Below are 16,462 nucleotides of genomic sequence, written 5' to 3'. Positions count from 1 at the left end.
GCCACGACCACCACAGCCAACCCGTCGACCGGCAGAAACACTGCAGGTCATCGCGGCCGTCGCACCCCCACCAGACCCCTAAATCAACGGCATTGGCGTTAACGGTCGGGCTCGGGCCGGGGCATTAACGCCGTTAACGGTCGGGCTCGGGCGGGGGGCATTAACGGCGTTAACGGTCGGGGCGTTAACGCCGCTAATGGGGTGCGGAGGGCGGGCCTAGCATCAGGGCCATGAGTGATCTTGGCGAAGGGCTGCGGGCGTTCCGGCTCGATGTGGGGCAGGGGGAGCTGGACGATCTCGGTGAGCGGCTGGGGCGGGTGCGGTGGCCCGACGAGCTGCCCGGGGTGGGGTGGGCGTACGGGATTCCGCTCGGGGAGATGCGCGAGCTCGTGGAGTACTGGCGCGGCGGCTACGACTGGCGGGCGGCCGAGGCGCGGCTGAACGAGTGGCCGCAGTTCACCACGGTCATCGACGGGGCCACGGTGCACTTCGCGCATCTGCGGTCGCCCGAGCCGGGGGCCAGGCCCCTGCTGATGACCCACGGCTGGCCGGGGTCGTTCGTCGAGTTCCAGCGGGTCGCCGGTCCGCTCACCGATCCGCGGGCGCACGGCGGGGATCCCGCCGATGCCTTCCACCTGGTGCTGCCGAGCATCCCCGGCTTCGGGCTGTCCGGGCCGACGACGGAGACGGGCTGGGAGTTCAAGCGGGTCGCGCGGGCCTTCGGGGTGCTGATGGAGCGGCTCGGGTACGAGGCGTACGGGGTCCAGGGCGGTGACTGGGGGGCCGCGATCTCGCGGGAGCTGGGGCGGATCCGGCCGGGGAACGTGGTCGGGGTGCACCTGAACCTGCTGCCCGGGGGAGGGGCGGTCGCGGAGCCGGGCGCGGAGGAGCTGGCCGTGCTGAGCCCGGCCGAGCGGGAGCGGACCCTCGCGTCCTGGGAGCGGTACCGGGTCTGGGCGCGGGAGCGGCAGGGGTACGCCGACATCCAGGCGACCCGGCCGCAGACCCTCGCGTACGGGCTGAACGATTCGCCGGTGGGGCTGCTCGCCTGGATCGGTGAGAAGTTCGCGGAGTGGAGCGATCCCCGGTGCCCGGTCGACCGGGACCAGATGCTGACCAACGTGATGCTGTACTGGCTGACCGGGACCGCCGGATCGGCCGCCCGGATCTACTACGAGCGGGCGCACGCCGGCTACTTCGGGCAGCCGCCCGAGGTGTCGCGGACCCCGACCGCGCTGGCCGACTTCCCGCGGGACAACTTCATCCCGCTGCGGCACGTGGCCGCGCGGACCGACAACATCGTGCGCTGGACCTCGTACGACCGGGGTGGGCACTTCCCCGCCATGGAGGTGCCGGAGCTGCTGGTGGGGGACGTGCGGGCCTTCTTCCGGCAGGTGTGACGGCCGCCCGGCGTCCCCACCGGCCGTCAGGCCTGGGGCTTGCCGCCCGCGCGGTTCACGGCGTCCAGGGCGAGCTGCCACGGGAAGTGGGGCGGGGTGTCGGGGCCGGCCGGGCCGGGGGTGAAGCCGGTCTCGCCGTAGAGGAGTTCGACTCCGGCGGTGCGCAGGACGGCCAGGGACTGGTCGAACTGGGGGTGTGCGGCGAGGGCGGCGTTCGTGCAGGGCATGGCGACGACGGGGGTGCCCTTGCCGATGGCCTCGGCGGCGACGCCGACGACGAAGCGGTCGGTGAGGCCGAGGGCCCAGGAGTTCACCGAGTTGAAGGTGGCCGGGGCGAAGAGCAGGGCGTCGGCTGCGGGCCATACGTCGTCCTCCCCGGGCATCTTGTACTGCCAGCGCACCGGGTGGCCGGTCAGGGCGGCCAGTCCGTCGAGGCTCCCCGCCACCCAGTGCGCCGCGGTGGGGGTGAGCCCCAGGCAGACGTCCCAGCCGCGGGCCTGGGCGTCCTCGATCACATGGGCTACGTCGAAGACGGGCGGGGCCGCGGAGCAGAGCAGGTAGAGAGTCTTCGTGGTCATGTCACCATATGATCATATTGCTCGACCTCAACCATGCTTGAGGGTGCGGGGCGGTCCGAGGAGCCGGTGCCGGCTCGGGCGGAGGGCGCGGCCGGCGTGAGACGCTCGCGTATGGGGTTGAGCTTTTCGGCTATGTCGCGTCTCATGCGGCTGGCCTTGACTGGTCTCATGACGCAGACGAAGAACAACCCCACGCAGGGCTCCGCGCAGCACACCACCCTCGTCATCGGGGGCACCGGCAAGACCGGGCGGCGCGTGGCCGAGAAGCTCACCGCCCAGGGGCGGCCGGTCCGGGTCGGGTCCCGGAGCGGGGTCCCGGCCTTCGACTGGAACGAGCCCGCCGGCTGGCCGGCCGCGCTCGAAGGCGTGGACCGGGTGTACGTGACCTACTACCCGGACCTCGGGTTCCCCGGCGCCGCCGAGCAGATCGGCGCGTTCGCCGAGGTGGCGGTGGCCGCCGGGGCGCGCCGGCTGGTGCTGCTCTCCGGGCGCGGGGAGGAGGCCGCGCAGCGGGCCGAGGAGGCGCTGAAGGCCTCGGGCGCCGACTGGACGGTCGTACGGGCCAGCTGGTTCAACCAGAACTTCGACGAGAGCTTCTTCCTGGAGCCCGTACTGGCCGGTGAGATCGCGCTGCCGACCGCGGACGCCGTCGAGCCCTTCGTCGACGCCGACGACATCGCCGACGTGGTCGTGGCCGCGCTGGGCGACGACCGGCACATCGGCAGGACGTACGAGCTGTCGGGCCCGCGCCTGCTCGGCTTCTCCGACGTCGCCGCCGAGCTGTCGAAGGTGACCGGACGGGAGATCGCCTACGTGCCGGTCTCCGACGAGGACTACCGGGCGGTGCTGCGCGAGAACGGCCTGCCGGAGGAGTTCGCCGACCTCTTCGCGCTGATCCTGGACGGGCGCAACGCGCACCTGGTGGACGGGGTGCAGGAGGTGCTGGGGCGGCCGCCCCGGGACTTCGCCGACTTCGCCCGGGAAGCGGCCGCCACCGGGGTCTGGGACGTACGGTCCTGATATGGACACGCTGACCGGTCTCCTCGAAGGCCCCAACGCCCGGGGCGCCTTCATCCAGAAGTCGCTCCTCAACCCGCCGTGGGCCATGCGCATCGAGGACCGCGCCCCGCTGTCGGTGGTGACGATGGTGCGCGGCTCGGCGTGGCTGCTGCCCGACGCGGGGGAGCGGGTGCGGATCAGCCCCGGGGACGTGGCCCTCGTACGGGGGCCCGCGCCGTACACGGTGGCCGACTCCCCGGGCACCCCCGTGCAGATCCGGGTGGGGCCGGACCAGCGGTGCAGCACGCTGGAGGGCGAGGACGTCAGCGAATCCATGCTGCTGGGCGTGCGGACCTGGGGAGAGGGGCAGCAGGGCGAGGGGTCGGCGGTGATGCTGAGCGGCACCTACCAGGCGCCGAGCGAGATCGGGCGCCGACTGCTGGGCGCGCTGCCCACGATCGTGGTCCGCCCGGCGGGGGCCGCGGACGCCACGCTGATCGCCCTGCTCGCCTCGGAGATCTCCCGGGACGAGCCGGGGCAGGATCTCGTCCTGGACCGGCTGCTCGACCTGCTGCTGATCGGTGTGCTGCGGGCCTGGCTCGCGGCCCCGGGGTCGGGGGCGCCGGGCTGGTACCGGGCCCAGAGCGATCCGGTGGTCGGCCCGGCGCTGCGGCTGCTGCACGAGGACCCGGCGCACGGGTGGACGGTGGAGGAGCTCGCGCTCAGGACGGGGGTGTCGCGGGCCTCGCTGGCGCGGCGGTTCACGGACGTGGTGGGCGAGCCGCCCGTCGCCTATCTGACGGGCTGGCGCCTCACGCTCGCGGCGGACCTGCTGCGGGAACCGGACGCCACGGTCGCGACGGTGGCCCGACGGGTCGGGTACGGCAGCGCGTTCGCGCTGTCGACGGCGTTCAAGCGGGTACGGGGTGTCAGCCCGCAGCAGTTCCGTTCGGGGGCGGCGGCGGGGGCGACGGCGACGGCGGGGGCGGCGGCCGCGTGCGGGCTGCCGCGCACCCTCGTTCTCACGGACGCCGCCCAGGAGAGCGCCTAGGACGGATCCTCGGACGGGGCCTGGGGGAGGAGGAGTTCGCCGACGCGCTGGTCGCCGCTGAGCTCGCCGGTGAGGCGGAAGCCCAGGCCCAGGTAGAAGGGCTCGGGCGTGCCGGCGCCCGGGTCCCAGGTGACGTACGCGCGGGGGGCGCCGCGACGGCGGAGCTCCTCGACGACCGCGGCCACCGCGAAACTGCCGTGGCCCTTGCCCTGGTGGGCGGCGGAGATGTTGAGGCGCCAGATGCCGGAGCGCCGGTCGGCGGGGTCGCGGGCCGGGTCCCACTGGATGTCGAGGAAGGCCATGACGAAACCGACGACCTCGTCGCCGTCGACGATGGCCCGGGGCCAGGCGACGTCCCCGTGGACGTACGCCTCGGCCAGTGACTTGACCACCGGGGAGACGAGGTGCGCCTGATCGGGGCGGACCTGTATCGCGCACACCGCGTCGATGTTCGCGGCGGTCACGGGCTCCAGGCGGCGGGCTGAGGTGCTGATCATGGGATCAGCGTAGGACCTCCGGCGGTCCGCGAGCACCGGAGATTGCCGGAAGTGCCAGATGTGCTAGGCGCTTTGCCCGTGCAGGACCAGGGCCCACGCGAGTAGGCCGAGCGACGCCGTGGACAGCACCGTCCGCCAGACGTTGGCCCGTACCCACGGCTGTTCGAAGGCGCGGCGGACGGCGGACGGGTCGGCGATGCGGTCGACCGGGCCGGCCTGGTCCAGGGCGTTGTTCAGCGGGATGTTCACCCGGGCCGTGATGCCCATCGCCAGGACGCAGCAGACGAACGCGCCGATCACCGCGGGCAGTACGTCGCGGCCGCCGGCGGGCAGGGACAGGGCCAGCGCCAGCCCGGTGAAGACGAGGGAGCCGACGTAGCCGAGCAGGAACCAGCCGTTGAGGATGGCCACGTTGATGCGCTGCATCACCTCGATGACCGTCCGGTCGTCGGTGCGGCGCAGGCCCGGCATCACGGACACCGAGAACCCGTAGAACAGGCCGCTGACCAGGCCCATCGTGATCGTCGCGGCGATCAGGGCCGCGAACCGTGCCGTTTCCACGCCGGTCTCCCCACAGTCGTCGAAGCACACGCGGCGGACCACGCGTCGGGAACAGCCGTCCAGGGCACTCGCCGAAGCCGAAGTGCTCGGTGAGCAGTCGTCGAACGGTCAAGTCCCGCCGATCATAGGGGCATCACCGGCCGTAGTCTGGGCGCGGCGTGCAGGCCGTGCAGGCCAGGTGCGAAGGGGAGTTGCCGACCATGCCAACCATGCTGACCGCGCTCGACGGGGTGTACGGGGACCGGCCGGACGCCGTGAGCGTCGCCGGCCGCTCCGCTTCCTACGAGGACCTCCTCGGTGCCGCCCGCGCGGTCGCGGCCGACGTGGCCGGGGCTCCCGCGTTCGCGGTGACCGCGACGGCCTCGCTGGAGACCGTCGCGGCCGCGGTGGGCGGGCTGCTGGCCGGGGTGCCGCTCGTCCCGCTGCCGCCCGACGCGGGGCCCGCCGAGCGCGAGCACATCCTGCGCGACTCCGGGGCGGTCCTCGTCGACGTGGACTTCGCGCGGCGCTCCGCCGGCTGGTCGGGGAAGGAGCCGGCGCCCGAGGACCCCGCGATGATCCTCTACACCTCCGGGACCACCGGAGCACCCAAGGGCGTGGTGCTCACCGGGGCGGCCCTCGCCGCCGACCTGGACGCGCTGGCCGGTGCCTGGCAGTGGACCGCCGAGGACACCCTGGTGCACGGGCTGCCGCTGTTCCACGTACACGGCCTGGTGCTCGGCGTGCTGGGCGCCCTGCGCACCGGCAGCCGGCTCGTGCACACCGGGCGGCCCACGCCCGAGGCCTACGCGGCGGCGGGCGGCAGCCTGTACTTCGGGGTGCCGACGGTGTGGTCCCGGATCGCCGGGGCGCCGCAGGCGGCCGCCGCGCTGTCCGGGGCCCGGCTGCTGGTCTCCGGCAGCGCCGCCCTGCCCGCGCCGGTCTTCCGGGACCTGGAGCGGCTGACCGGGCTGCGGCCCGTGGAGCGGTACGGCATGACCGAGACGCTGATCACCATCAGCGGCCGGGCGGGCGGGGAGGTCCGCCCCGGTACGGTCGGCACCCCGCTGCCCGGGATCCGGACCCGGATCGTCGCCGAGCCGGGCGCCGAGATCGGGGAGCTCCAGCTCACGGGGCCGACGTTGTTCGCCGGGTACCTGGGGCGCCCGGAGGCCACCGCCGCCGCGTACACCGAGGACGGCTGGTTCCGTACGGGCGACATCGCGGCCGTGGACGAGGCGGACGGCGTGCACCGGATCGTGGGCCGGGCCTCCATCGACCTGATCAAGTCGGGCGGGTACCGGATCGGGGCGGGCGAGATCGAGAACGCCCTGCTGGACCATCCCAAGGTGGCCGAGGCGGCCGTGGTCGGCGTCCCGGACCCGGACCTCGGGCAGCGCATCGTTGCGTTCGTCGTCGCCGAGGGGGTCACGGGCGCGGAGCTCACCGACTTCGTGGCCGCGCACCTGTCCGTGCACAAGCGCCCGCGGGAGGTGCGGTTCGTGGCCGCGCTGCCGCGCAACGCGATGGGCAAGCCGCAGAAGAAGCTGCTGCTGACGGGGGAGTTCGGGCCGCAGGAGGGGTGAGCCTGGCTGCGGGGCGGGTGTTGAGGGCCGCCGGGCGGGTGAGGCTGGCCGTGGTGGGCCGTGATGGCGGTGGGTTGGGCCGCGGTGGGCGTGTTTCGGCCACTGCGGCTCGGTGTCCGCTCGAGGCCCGGCCCAGGAGGGCTAGGGCAGGCCCGGAAGGCGGCTGCGGGGGCGCAGCGACCGGGAGCGAGCTACCGGAGACCTTCTCGGTCGCTCTGCTCGCATGGAAGAAACCCCAGGTCAGAGGGGTTAGGTGGGCTTTTCAGCGACTGAAGCGACCCAACTCTGCGGTATATGAAGACATTCCTGCGCGTGCGTGTGTGCGTGTGTGTGCGTCATATATACCGACCTTGAGTCGCTTCGGTCGCTGTTGTTGCTTGCGTACGTCTGTGACCTGGTGTTCTGTGAGCCACCCGGCCAGCGACCGGAGGAGACCCGGTCGCTGGCCGGGGTCGGCCGGTCGCCGGCCCGCCTGGGGGAGGCGTACATCTGTTCTGGCTCAACTGCCTCTCGCCTCCCAGGGGTTTCGCTAATCTGATTTTCGGCGTTGAGTCGCTTCAGTCGCTGATGGGGGATGTGAATGGCAGCTGAGCTGCGGGATTCCCGCAGCGACCCAGCGCAGTGCACGAGAACTGCGCCGGTCGCTGGGCTCCCTGTGACGACTGCCAAGTGGTGTGCCCGGCAGGGGTGGCCGGTCCACCCCCTGGCCGCGGGCCGCAAGACGCCCGTGGGCAACTGCGACGCGTGCCGCGTGCCGGGCCACGACCGGGCGCGGTGCGACTGCCTGCGCGCGGGCCGCTGGTGCCACGGCTTCCACGCGGCCACGCTCGACGCGGACCGGATCGAGCAGTGGTGGGGCTCCCGGCCGGATCTGGGCGTCGGTGTGGCGACTGGTCCCGCGGACCTGGTCGTCATCGACGTCGACGCGCACGAGCGGGCCCTGCCCGGCCGTGACCGGCTGCTGCCCGGCATCGGGATCTCCGCCGGCATCGATCTGGCGGGACTCGCCAACGGTTTTCACACCCTGGGCGTGCTGGCCGCCCTGCGCGGAGCGGTCAGCCCCGCACAGGACGCCTCGACGCTGCGCGTGCGTACGCCGTCGGGCGGGCTGCACGTCTGGTACCGGGGCGGCGGGCGGCGGTGGCAGTGCTCCACCGGGTCGGGCTCGGGCCGCGCCCTGGCCTGGCAGGTGGACGTACGCGCCCGCGGCGGCTACATCGTGGCCCCGGGGACCGTGACCCGCGCGGGCGGCTACCGCGCCGTGGGGACCGTACGGGAGCCCGCGCCGCTGCCGGACTGGCTCGCCGGGGAGTTGGAGCGCACCGGGCACCTGGCTGCCGAGAACGGGAACGGGGACGGGGACGGGAACGGGAACGGGGACCCGGCTGCGGTCATCGGGCCCCGTGCCGTGCCGCCGCGGGCCCGGCAGGCCGTTCTGGCGGCCGGGGGCGGCACGGGGGTCGCCCAGCGGGTCCTGGCGGGCGTGCTCGCCGAGGTCGCCGCGTGCGCGGGCGTGCCCGAAGGGGCGGCCTTCTCCGAGAAGCTGAACCGCGCCGCCTACACCGCGGGCGGCCTGGTCGCCGCCGGGCACCTGACCGAGGCCGCGGCCACGCGGGCCCTGCGGGACGAGGCCGAGCGGGCCCGGCCGGGGCAGGAGGGCCGCTGCGGGGCCATCATCCGCGGCGGGCTGCGTGCCGGTCTGGCACGCCCGCTGACGCCGGGGGGCCGGGCATGAGCCGGGACCAGGAGAGCCTGCTCTCCGAGTTCGACGTACAGGCGGTCGCGGCGCAGATCCTGGCGCAGCCCGTACCGGGGCCCCGGGAGTCGGGGGAGTCCGGGGCGGTTTCTGGGGTTTTGCCCGATGGTGCTCCCGGTGGTGTTCCCGGTGGTGTTCCCGGTGGTGCGTCTGGTGGCGTCTCCGGCGGGTTGTCCGTTGGGGAGTCTGTCGCGGGGGCCGGTGTTCCGGTTTCCGGCGGCGGCGAGGCGACGGCGGACGGGCTGCTGCCCGATACGCTCACCGACCGCGGCAACGCCAAGCTGTTCGTCAAGCTCTACTCCAACGACTACCGGCACGTCCCCGGGATCGGCTGGTTCCGCTGGGACTGCACCCGCTGGCAGATCGACGAGGACGACACCGCGGTGTGGGCCGCGGGAGACCTGGCGGAGTCCATCGCCACCACCGACCCGCGCGGCGTGTACACCCCGGCCGCGCTCCAGCAGCACCGCCGGCGCGCGCTCAGCACCAGCGGGATGAACGCCATGCTCGCGCAGGCGAAGTCCGCCCCGGGCATGGTGCTCAACGCGGCGCGGCTGGACGCCGACCCGTACGCGCTGTGCACGCCCGCCGGTGTCGTGGACCTGCGCACCGGTCACATCCGCCCCTCCGACCCCGCGCGCGACTTCCACTCCCGCTCCACCTCGGCGGCGCCGCAGCCGATGCCCACGCCGCGCTGGAACCGCTTCCTGACCGACACCTTCGGTGAGGGGCCGGAGGGCGCGCAGATGATCGACTTCCTGCAGCTGCTGCTCGGCTACTCCGTGACCGGGGACGTGGGCGCCCAGGTCATGCCGTTCCTGTTCGGGTCCGGCAAGAACGGCAAGTCCGTACTGCTGGACGTCCTGATGAAGCTGCTCGGCGACTACGCGGACGCGGCGCCGCCCGGGTTCCTGATGGCCCGCCCGTACGAGGGGCACCCGACCGACCTCGCCGAACTGCACGGCCGGCGGGTGATCGTGTGCAGCGAGGTGAAGCCGGGCGACCGCTTCGACGAGGCCCGGGTCAAGCTGCTCACCGGCGGCGACCGCATCAAGGCCCGCCGGATGCGGCAGGACTTTTTCAGCTTCGAGCCCACGCACAAGCTGTGGCTGCTGGGCAACCACCGTCCCGAGGTGGGGACGGGCGGGTTCGCGTTCTGGCGGCGCATGCGGCTGATCCCGTTCGAGCGGGTCGTCTCCGACGACCGCAAGATCGACAACCTGGCGGACGTCCTCGTCACCCAGGAGGGCCCCGGCATCCTCAACTGGCTCATCGAGGGCGCCCGCCGCTACCTGGGCGGCGACAAGGACCTGACCGGCCCCGAGCGGGTCCGCATCGCGACCACGGCGTACGCGGAGACCGAGGACCACACCGGGCGCTTCATCGGCGAGGCCTGCCGGCTCGACCCCGAACTGCGGGCGGAGCAGGCGACGCTGTACGCGGCCTACAGGGGCTGGTGTCAGAATGAGGGCGCCCCGGCGATCTCTTCCCGGGCCTTCGCGGCACGGGTCCGCGAGGTGGTGGGACTGGCCTCGCCGAAGGAAATGATCCTGTCCAACCAGCGCAAGTACTACCCGGGCATCGGCCTGCTCGCGGACGAGGAGACAGCATGAGCGCCCTCATCGCAGAGGACGAGATCGTCCACGAAGTGGACCTCGTCTGGCTCGAGGACATCAGCGGGCTCGACTACGTCCGGCAGAGCCTGGACCGGCTGCCGACCCGGCGCGGCAGGCCCGCCTACCACCGAGACGGGCGGATGGTCGGGTACGCGCTGCTGGGACCGGCGGCGAAGCCGTCCCGATCCTCCGGCACGTTCCGGCGGCGGGTGTTCTGGCTGCTCCCGCACGACCGCGACAGCGACCCGGACGGCCTGTACGCGACCGGGGCGCCGGCGGAGGCCGTGGACGCGCGGACACTGGCCCCGGGCACCAAGGGACGCAAGACGGAGCGCTCGGAGGGCGGGCCCATGTCGTCGGCGATGCGGGGTCTGATGCCGTAGGCATCCGGTGTGAGCAGGCGTTGAAAAAGAACAGGACACGCGGTATTTTTTATCCTGCTGGAGATCAACTTCTCCCCGGTCGGGCAGGGGTGCGCGTGCGCGCGTGCACGGACTGCTAACCGGTGGAGGCCAGCTGCTTGGAGTGCTCCAGGGCTTCTTCGTAGACGCGCGCGCCCCGGCTCTCGGAGAGGTCCAGGGACGGCAGGACCGAGGGCTGGGAGATGCTCGGCAGCAGGTGGCGCAGCAATGCGGAGACCCTGGTCACGAGGTCCTCGTAGTCGCTGATCGCCTGCGACATCGACTGGACGCCGCCGTAGGCGCCGACGATGACGGCGGCGGTCTCGGCGAGCTGGACCTGGGGGAGCAGTTCGCCCTGGGCCTGCGCGAGCTCCAGCTTGGCCTGGACGCCGTAGACCCAGTCCTGCCAAGGGCCGCTGCGGTCGAGGTCGGCCGCCCGCTGGTCCATCGCCAGGCGCACGCTGGCCCGGACCATGGGATTGGTCTGCAGCCGGTAGGTGTGGAGCGCGACCATGTCCACGATCTCCTGGAGCTTGGTCGTGCGGTCGGGGATGACGAGGTCCTGGTGCTGAGCGGCCAGCACCCCCTGGGCCAGCTCGTCCTTCGACTGGAAGTGGAAGTAGAGGGCGCCCTTGGTCACCCCGGCGGTGGAGAGGATCTCCGAGATCGTCGCCGTCTGGTAGCCGCGCTCCTGGAACACCTTCGCTGCCGCCAGCAAGATGGCTCCACGCGTGCGGATGGCCCGTTCCTGCTCCGCCATGATGCCCTCCACTTGGTTGACGAACCCTTGGGAAAGGCTCCGTATACAAACCGTCTAGTTCGTATCTTACAGCGGACCAACCCAGAGCCAACCAACACATGACCGACTTGGGCATGTCCTACCGGTGAAGGGGTCTCCGATGGCCTTTGTGGCGGGCGTCACGTACCGTCGGCGCGGCCACGCGTCGATGTCGGTCGGGATGCCCGTCGTGCCATGTGACACAGGCCACGCGAACAGCGCAAACGATGAAAAATGAAGATGTCGAGCGGTGTGGGGGCGGGCCTTCCTGGCCTGGGCAAAGGTCGTGCGGCGGTCTTGTGGGGCGCCGGGTGCGCGGGGCCCGGCAGCGGTCGGAACTCGCTGGTCAGTCGGCGTCCGGGGCTGCCGTCACGAGAGAGCTGAAGGTCAGCTCCCCGCCCTGGTGGCCCGTGATGCGCACCCTTTCGTGCCCGCCCGGCTCCGCGGGGCCGAGCCGGTGGGCCTCGATGAAGCAGGGCTCGTCCAGCTCGGTGTACTGCTTGTACTCGGTCTTGACGCTGAGCGGGAGGAAGGAGGAACGATTCAGCGCGGCTGCCGCGCCCTGCCGGGCCGCTTCGAGCAGCAGCATGCCCGGGACGTGGTCGACCGGGTGGTCGAACAGCACGGGGTGGCGGGTGTTGAGCCTCAGCAGCCAGCGGTTGCTGTGGCCGATGGGCGAGAGCACCACGTCAGCCGGCGAGGTGCGCCCCACGTTCTGCGGCGCCGTGGGCGCGGTCAGCGTCACCGTGCGGTGATCCGCGCTGAAGACGCGCTGGGGACGGACCCGCTCGTAGACGGCCGGGCTGACGCAGGTGAAGGAGATCCGCCCCGTGGCCACGATCACTCCCTCACGGCGTACGACGGAGTCGTACGTCATCCCCGACAGGCGGTCTCCCCGGAGCTTCATGTCGAAGCACGTGACCTCGATGTCGAGGGAGGCCGGGGTCTGGTGCACCTCGAGGTGCTCCGGGTGGACGGTGAGGCCGATCTCCCTGATCAGGAACTGGTAGTCGAGGGGCACGCCGAACTCGGTGTGCGAGAGAAGGACCCCGGCCTGCCGGATCGTCTCGGTGATCATGAGCGGGTCGTGGTACTCCCCGTCGATGGGTACGAAGAAGCTGTGGCTGCGCGGCCACTGCGCCTCGACCCGGAAACGGGTGTCGTCCTCCCGCTGCCAGCCGGTGAGCATGACCTCGGCCACGGCCGCCCGGTGCACCAGCTCCTTGGGCACGGTGGTGGTCAGGGTGGCACAGTGGAGTGCGGCCAGATAGGACCTTGGCTCCGCCGTGAAGGCCGCTTGGTAAGCGGCGATTGCCGGGCGTTCGATGTGGAACGTGCTCGCAGACATTGCTCCCCCTGGGCTCCGCTGACGAGTGACGGGCGCTTCAGCCCCTCGGCTCGAAAGATACATACCAACCGGTTTAATTTCTAGCGGTACCCGAGCCTCCGCCTAGGAGATAAGCGGACTGGCTTACTCCATTTAACGGTTCCCCCTGCTCAGGGGCTTCTGGAGGCAATCCGCTCGCTCGAGTGATGGTCTCAGGATCCTCCATTCCTCGCGTGTGTCGAGAGTGGCGCGAGTGGTTCTCTAGTGCGGGTGTCGAGGGTGGCCGTGGGCTGGCCCGCCGTATGGCCCGTTCGGAAGAGGGCGGCGTCGGCATCAAAAACCGCGTAAGCGGTTTGTTAGAGTGGTATGCACGGAGCAGGGCCGCCTCGCGGGGGATGGTCTGGTGTGACTGTGAGGGAAGTGGCGCCGGGCGCCATGGATCCTCCCTCGGCCGCTCCGTGGCAGCCTCCCCGGGCCCGTCTGCCTTCTGCAGGCGCGGCAACCCCTCGCAGTGACGGAGCAGTTGATGGTCAAACAGGAACGCGCTTTGCGTACGCGCGACACCCTGATCCGGTCCGCCGCAGAGATCTTCGACCGGGAGGGGTTCGCGGTGGCGTCACTCACCGCGATCAGTACGCAGGCCGGGGTGAGCAACGGGGCGCTGCACCACCACTTCATCAGCAAGGCCGCGCTGACCGACGCGGTCGAGGAGGCGGCACTGGCCCGCCTGCTGGCCGTGACGGCGGCCGTGCTCCCGCTCGGGGTGAGCCGTATGCAGCTGCTGGTCGTGGTGACCCACCGGCTGGCGGCCGCGCTGCGCGAGGACGTCGTGCTGCGGGCGGGGTTCGAGCTGAGTGGTGAGCTGTCCCGTCCGCGCCATGCCGACCTGCGCGAATGGTGGCGGCGGTGGGTCGAGGAGACGCTCAAACAGGCCGACGCCGAGGGTGAGTTGCGCCCGGATGTCACGGCCTCGGACGTGGTGAGCGCCGTCGTGGCCGCCACCGTGGGGTTCGAGGTGCTGGGCGTGCGGGAGGCGGAGTGGCTCTCGGCCTCCACCGTCACCCGGTTCTGGCGGCTGCTGCTGCCGACGGTCGTGCCGGCGGCCCTCCTCGCGGACCTCGACTCCGAGGGGACCTGTCCGCTGTAGGTGACCTGAGCCCCGGCCCTTCGTGCGTGTGCACGAAGGGCCGGGGCTTCGTCATGTTCAAGACCTGCCGGTTTGTTTAGCTGCCCCTCGGTTCGTTCTAGAGGGGAGGTGGAGCGGGCTACGAGGTGGCACTGCTGCGGCCTGGTCTATGTTTGTGCAGGTCAGAGCCTTGATTGAGGGTTCGTTAGATGAGCTAAGAAATAAAAACAGCGCGGTCGGTTTCGTATTGACAAACCGCCAGCCCTGTTTTTTACTGAGTCAGGCTTATCCACGGACAGGGGAGTACGGCGTGGACATCGAAGTACTGGGCACACTGGCGGTTCGGGAACAGGGAGTTTCCGTGACGCCGACCGCCCCCAAGCCGCGACAGGTGCTGGCACTGCTGGCCCTGCACGCAGACCAGGTCGTCCCGGTGTCGGCCCTGATCGAGGAGCTGTGGGCGGGGACACCGCCGCGCAGCGCCCGCACCACCTTGCAGACCTACGTACTGCAGCTGCGGACCCTCATCGCGACGGCCCTGGAGCAGGGCGACGGGGGTGAGGAGGGGCGGCGTACGGCCAAGGACGTGCTCGTCACGCTGCCCGGCGGTTATCTGCTCAACAGCGGCGGCGGGACCAGCGACGTCCGGGAGTTCGACCGGCTCGCCGGCATGGGTTACCGGGCCATGGACGCGGGCGACTTCCCGGGCGCGGCCCGGCTGCTGCGCGAGGCGCTGGCCCTGTGGTCGGGGCCGGCCTTCGCCGACGTGCACGGCGGCATCCAGCTCGACATGGAGACCCGCAGGCTGGAGGAGACCCGGCTGTGCGCCCTCGACCAGCGGATCGAGGCCGATCTGCGGATCGGGCGGCACCGGGAGCTGCTCGCCGAGCTGACCGTGCTGGCCAGCCGGTACCGCACGCACGAGAACCTGCACGGCCAGTTCATGCTGGCCCTGCACCGCTCCGGCCGCCGGGGCGAGGCGCTCGACGTCTACCAGCGGCTGCGCGGGGTGCTCGTGCGCGAGCTCGGCCTCGAGCCGTCGGCCTCGCTGCGCAGGCTGCAGCGCTCCATCCTGATGGCGGGCCCCGAAAGCCCGGCGGGGGTGGCGGAGAGCGGCAACGAGCGACTGGTACGCGTGGGCTGAGATGCCCGCACACGACATCCGGTACGCCGCGGACGGCCCGGAGGTGCGGCCGCGCGACCGGACATCCACAGGTCGGGGCCGAGGAGGAACCGCGGTGCAGGAGAGGTCGGAGCGGACCCGCAGGAAGCTCGTGCACGCGGGGGCCGAGATGTTCCAGCGCAACGGATACGCGAACGCGACGCTCGGAGGGATCGCGGCGTTCGCCGGAGTGACGAAGGGAGCGCTGTACTTCCACTTCGCCTCCAAGGAAGAACTCGCGGAGGCGGTCCAGCTGCGCGGCCGCGCGCTGCTGGACGAGTCGGTGCGCGAACGGCTCGACGCCGGGCTCTCTCCGCTCCAGACGCTGGTCGACACCACGCACTGGATGGCCCGGACCCTGCGGGAGGAGCCGGCGATCCCGGCGAGCTTCCGCCTCACCAAGGAGTGCGCGGGCCTGCCCCAGGCGGTCGCCGACTTCCACCAGATCTGGCTCGCGGCGGTCTGCGGACTGCTGCGGCAGGCCCGCGACGCGGGCGAACTGCGCGCCGAGGGCCGCTGGGAGAGCGTCGAATCGCTGGTGGCCGCGGCGGCCTGTGGGATCGAGGCGATGGCCGGGACCGCGATGCCCTACGCCGAACTCCAGCGCCGGGTCCGCGGACTGTGGTCGCTGCTGCTGCCGATCCTGGTGCCCGAGGGCGCGGTGCAGGAATTCCGCTCCGACGTGCCGGCACCCGATCTCCCGGCCTGCCCCGCGGGCGGCGCGCCGGACCACCGATACCGGACCGTGTGCCACTGAAGGCTTGGAGGAGCAATCGATGACGAACGACCATCCTGCTGACGTGCTGAACGACATCGTCGGAGTGCTCGGCGACGTCCTGCGGATCAAAGCGGAGAAGATCGACCCCGAGCAGACCTTCCGGACGCTGGGGCTCGACTCCCTGCTGGTGGTGGAGTTCGTGGCCGTCGTCAACAGCCGGTACGGGCTGCGGGTGCGGGCGACCGACCTGTACGACTACCCGACGCCGGCGTCCTTCGCACGGGAGGTCAAGCGGGCGATGAGCAGCGGGGAGGCCCGGCCGGCCGCCGGCGCGTTCACCGCCCCGGGCGCGTTCACCGCTCCCGTCACGGATTTCGCCCCCGCTACGGATTTCGCCCCCGTCACGGACTTCGCCCCCGCTACGGATCTCGGCTCCGGTGCTCCGGCTTCCGTGCCCGCACCGGCATCGGCTTCCGTGCCCGCACCGGCATCGGCTTCCGTCGCGGAGGCCGTCCCCGCGGCGGCGCCCGCCGCGCAGCGGATCGCCGAGGTGCTGCGGGAGCAGCTCGCGGCGATCCTGTGCTGCGACGCCTGGGACATCGACGCCACCGCCCCGTTCAACGCGCTGGGCGTCGACTCCATCGTGGGGGCGGAGTTCATCGCCTCCGTCAACCGCACCTTCGGCATGAAGGAGCGGTCCGTCCTGCTCTACGAACACCCCAACATCGCCGCCATGGCCGCCTACATCGCCGTGCGCACCGGAGCCTCCGGGCACGAGGCCGCCCCCGTCCGGGCGCCCGAGCTCGCCTCCCGTCCGGCGGCCCGGGGTGACCTCGACGTCCTGCTGGACGCGGTCCGCGAGGACCGGCTCAGCGTGGACGAGGCACTCGTGCTGCTCGCCCGTCGCGGCTGAAGCCGTCTTTCTCC

Annotated in this window: 16 protein-coding genes; 11 read left to right on the top strand and 5 right to left on the bottom strand. The window is 71.9% G+C overall.

The window, feature by feature from the left end; all coding sequences use genetic code 11:
* Positions 1-230 precede the first annotated feature (230 nt).
* A complete protein-coding gene (locus tag ACFWP3_RS32565) occupies positions 231-1,400 on the top strand; it encodes an epoxide hydrolase family protein (RefSeq protein WP_384228241.1) in 1,170 nt (389 codons plus the stop codon).
* Positions 1,401-1,426: 26 nt separating this feature from the next.
* Here the strand turns inward: ACFWP3_RS32565 and ACFWP3_RS32560 are convergent, their stop codons facing one another.
* A complete protein-coding gene (locus tag ACFWP3_RS32560) occupies positions 1,427-1,978 on the bottom strand; it encodes a flavoprotein (protein WP_384228239.1) in 552 nt (183 codons plus the stop codon).
* A 168-nt stretch (positions 1,979-2,146) separates the two neighbouring features.
* Between ACFWP3_RS32560 and ACFWP3_RS32555 the strand changes: the two genes are divergently transcribed.
* On the top strand, positions 2,147-2,998 hold the full coding sequence (locus tag ACFWP3_RS32555; protein WP_384228237.1) for an NAD(P)H-binding protein: 852 nt from the start codon (positions 2,147-2,149) through the stop codon (positions 2,996-2,998).
* A gap of 1 nt (position 2,999) precedes the next feature.
* Positions 3,000-4,028: an AraC family transcriptional regulator gene (locus tag ACFWP3_RS32550; RefSeq protein ID WP_384228235.1), complete on the top strand. Its 1,029-nt coding sequence runs from the start codon at positions 3,000-3,002 to the stop codon at positions 4,026-4,028.
* On the opposite strand, the gene ACFWP3_RS32545 is transcribed toward ACFWP3_RS32550, so the two are convergent.
* Together ACFWP3_RS32545 and ACFWP3_RS32540 are read right to left on the bottom strand one after the other, a co-directional pair.
* On the bottom strand, positions 4,025-4,525 hold the full coding sequence (locus ACFWP3_RS32545; protein ID WP_384228233.1) for a GNAT family N-acetyltransferase: 501 nt from the start codon (positions 4,523-4,525) through the stop codon (positions 4,025-4,027). The two genes, ACFWP3_RS32550 and ACFWP3_RS32545, sit on opposite strands and share 4 nt — an antisense overlap.
* A gap of 63 nt (positions 4,526-4,588) precedes the next feature.
* Positions 4,589-5,086 (bottom strand): DUF1772 domain-containing protein, encoded by a 498-nt coding sequence (locus tag ACFWP3_RS32540; protein ID WP_384228231.1) that lies wholly within the window; start codon positions 5,084-5,086, stop codon positions 4,589-4,591.
* A 209-nt stretch (positions 5,087-5,295) separates the two neighbouring features.
* Here ACFWP3_RS32540 and ACFWP3_RS32535 point away from each other — a divergent pair, with 209 nt between their 5' ends.
* The 4 genes from ACFWP3_RS32535 (at position 5,296) to ACFWP3_RS32520 (ending at position 10,406) form a co-directional block, all read left to right on the top strand.
* A complete protein-coding gene (locus ACFWP3_RS32535; protein WP_384228243.1) occupies positions 5,296-6,651 on the top strand; it encodes an AMP-binding protein in 1,356 nt (451 codons plus the stop codon).
* A 580-nt stretch (positions 6,652-7,231) separates the two neighbouring features.
* On the top strand, positions 7,232-8,386 hold the full coding sequence (locus ACFWP3_RS32530; RefSeq protein WP_384228229.1) for a bifunctional DNA primase/polymerase: 1,155 nt from the start codon (positions 7,232-7,234) through the stop codon (positions 8,384-8,386).
* Positions 8,383-10,020, top strand: coding sequence for a phage/plasmid primase, P4 family (locus tag ACFWP3_RS32525; RefSeq protein WP_384228227.1), 1,638 nt, complete (start codon positions 8,383-8,385; stop codon positions 10,018-10,020). Before ACFWP3_RS32530 ends, ACFWP3_RS32525 begins: the two co-directional genes overlap by 4 nt.
* Positions 10,017-10,406 carry a DUF6009 family protein gene (locus ACFWP3_RS32520; protein WP_384228225.1) on the top strand — a complete coding sequence of 130 codons (390 nt, stop codon included), beginning with the start codon at positions 10,017-10,019 and terminating at the stop codon, positions 10,404-10,406. The genes ACFWP3_RS32525 and ACFWP3_RS32520 overlap by 4 nt, the downstream gene beginning before the upstream one ends.
* A 115-nt stretch (positions 10,407-10,521) precedes the next feature.
* Here ACFWP3_RS32520 and ACFWP3_RS32515 read toward each other — a convergent pair whose 3' ends face one another.
* Both ACFWP3_RS32515 and ACFWP3_RS32510 read right to left on the bottom strand, forming a co-directional pair.
* On the bottom strand, positions 10,522-11,184 hold the full coding sequence (locus ACFWP3_RS32515) for a ScbR family autoregulator-binding transcription factor (RefSeq protein WP_384228223.1): 663 nt from the start codon (positions 11,182-11,184) through the stop codon (positions 10,522-10,524).
* A 364-nt stretch (positions 11,185-11,548) separates the two neighbouring features.
* Positions 11,549-12,550, bottom strand: a complete 1,002-nt coding sequence (locus tag ACFWP3_RS32510; protein WP_384228220.1) for a ScbA/BarX family gamma-butyrolactone biosynthesis protein — start codon at positions 12,548-12,550, stop codon at positions 11,549-11,551.
* A gap of 526 nt (positions 12,551-13,076) precedes the next feature.
* Here ACFWP3_RS32510 and ACFWP3_RS32505 point away from each other — a divergent pair.
* The 4 genes from ACFWP3_RS32505 to ACFWP3_RS32490 all read left to right on the top strand — a co-directional run bounded on the left by ACFWP3_RS32505 (position 13,077) and on the right by ACFWP3_RS32490 (position 16,448).
* Entirely contained in the window at positions 13,077-13,676 is a 600-nt protein-coding gene (locus ACFWP3_RS32505) for a ScbR family autoregulator-binding transcription factor (RefSeq protein ID WP_384228218.1), read from the top strand.
* Between the two features lie 289 nt (positions 13,677-13,965).
* Positions 13,966-14,799 (top strand): BTAD domain-containing putative transcriptional regulator, encoded by an 834-nt coding sequence (locus ACFWP3_RS32500; protein WP_384228216.1) that lies wholly within the window; start codon positions 13,966-13,968, stop codon positions 14,797-14,799.
* 94 nt (positions 14,800-14,893) lie between these two features.
* Positions 14,894-15,574, top strand: a complete 681-nt coding sequence (locus tag ACFWP3_RS32495) for a ScbR family autoregulator-binding transcription factor (protein WP_384228214.1) — start codon at positions 14,894-14,896, stop codon at positions 15,572-15,574.
* Positions 15,575-15,593: 19 nt separating this feature from the next.
* On the top strand, positions 15,594-16,448 hold the full coding sequence (locus tag ACFWP3_RS32490) for a phosphopantetheine-binding protein (protein ID WP_384228212.1): 855 nt from the start codon (positions 15,594-15,596) through the stop codon (positions 16,446-16,448).
* Positions 16,449-16,462 lie beyond the last annotated feature (14 nt).

Source organism: Streptomyces sp. NPDC058525 (assembly GCF_042719495.1).
Lineage (GTDB): Bacteria > Actinomycetota > Actinomycetes > Streptomycetales > Streptomycetaceae > Streptomyces.
Note: the sequence above shows the minus strand (reverse complement) of the source record. Positions and strands in the feature narration are given on the sequence as shown.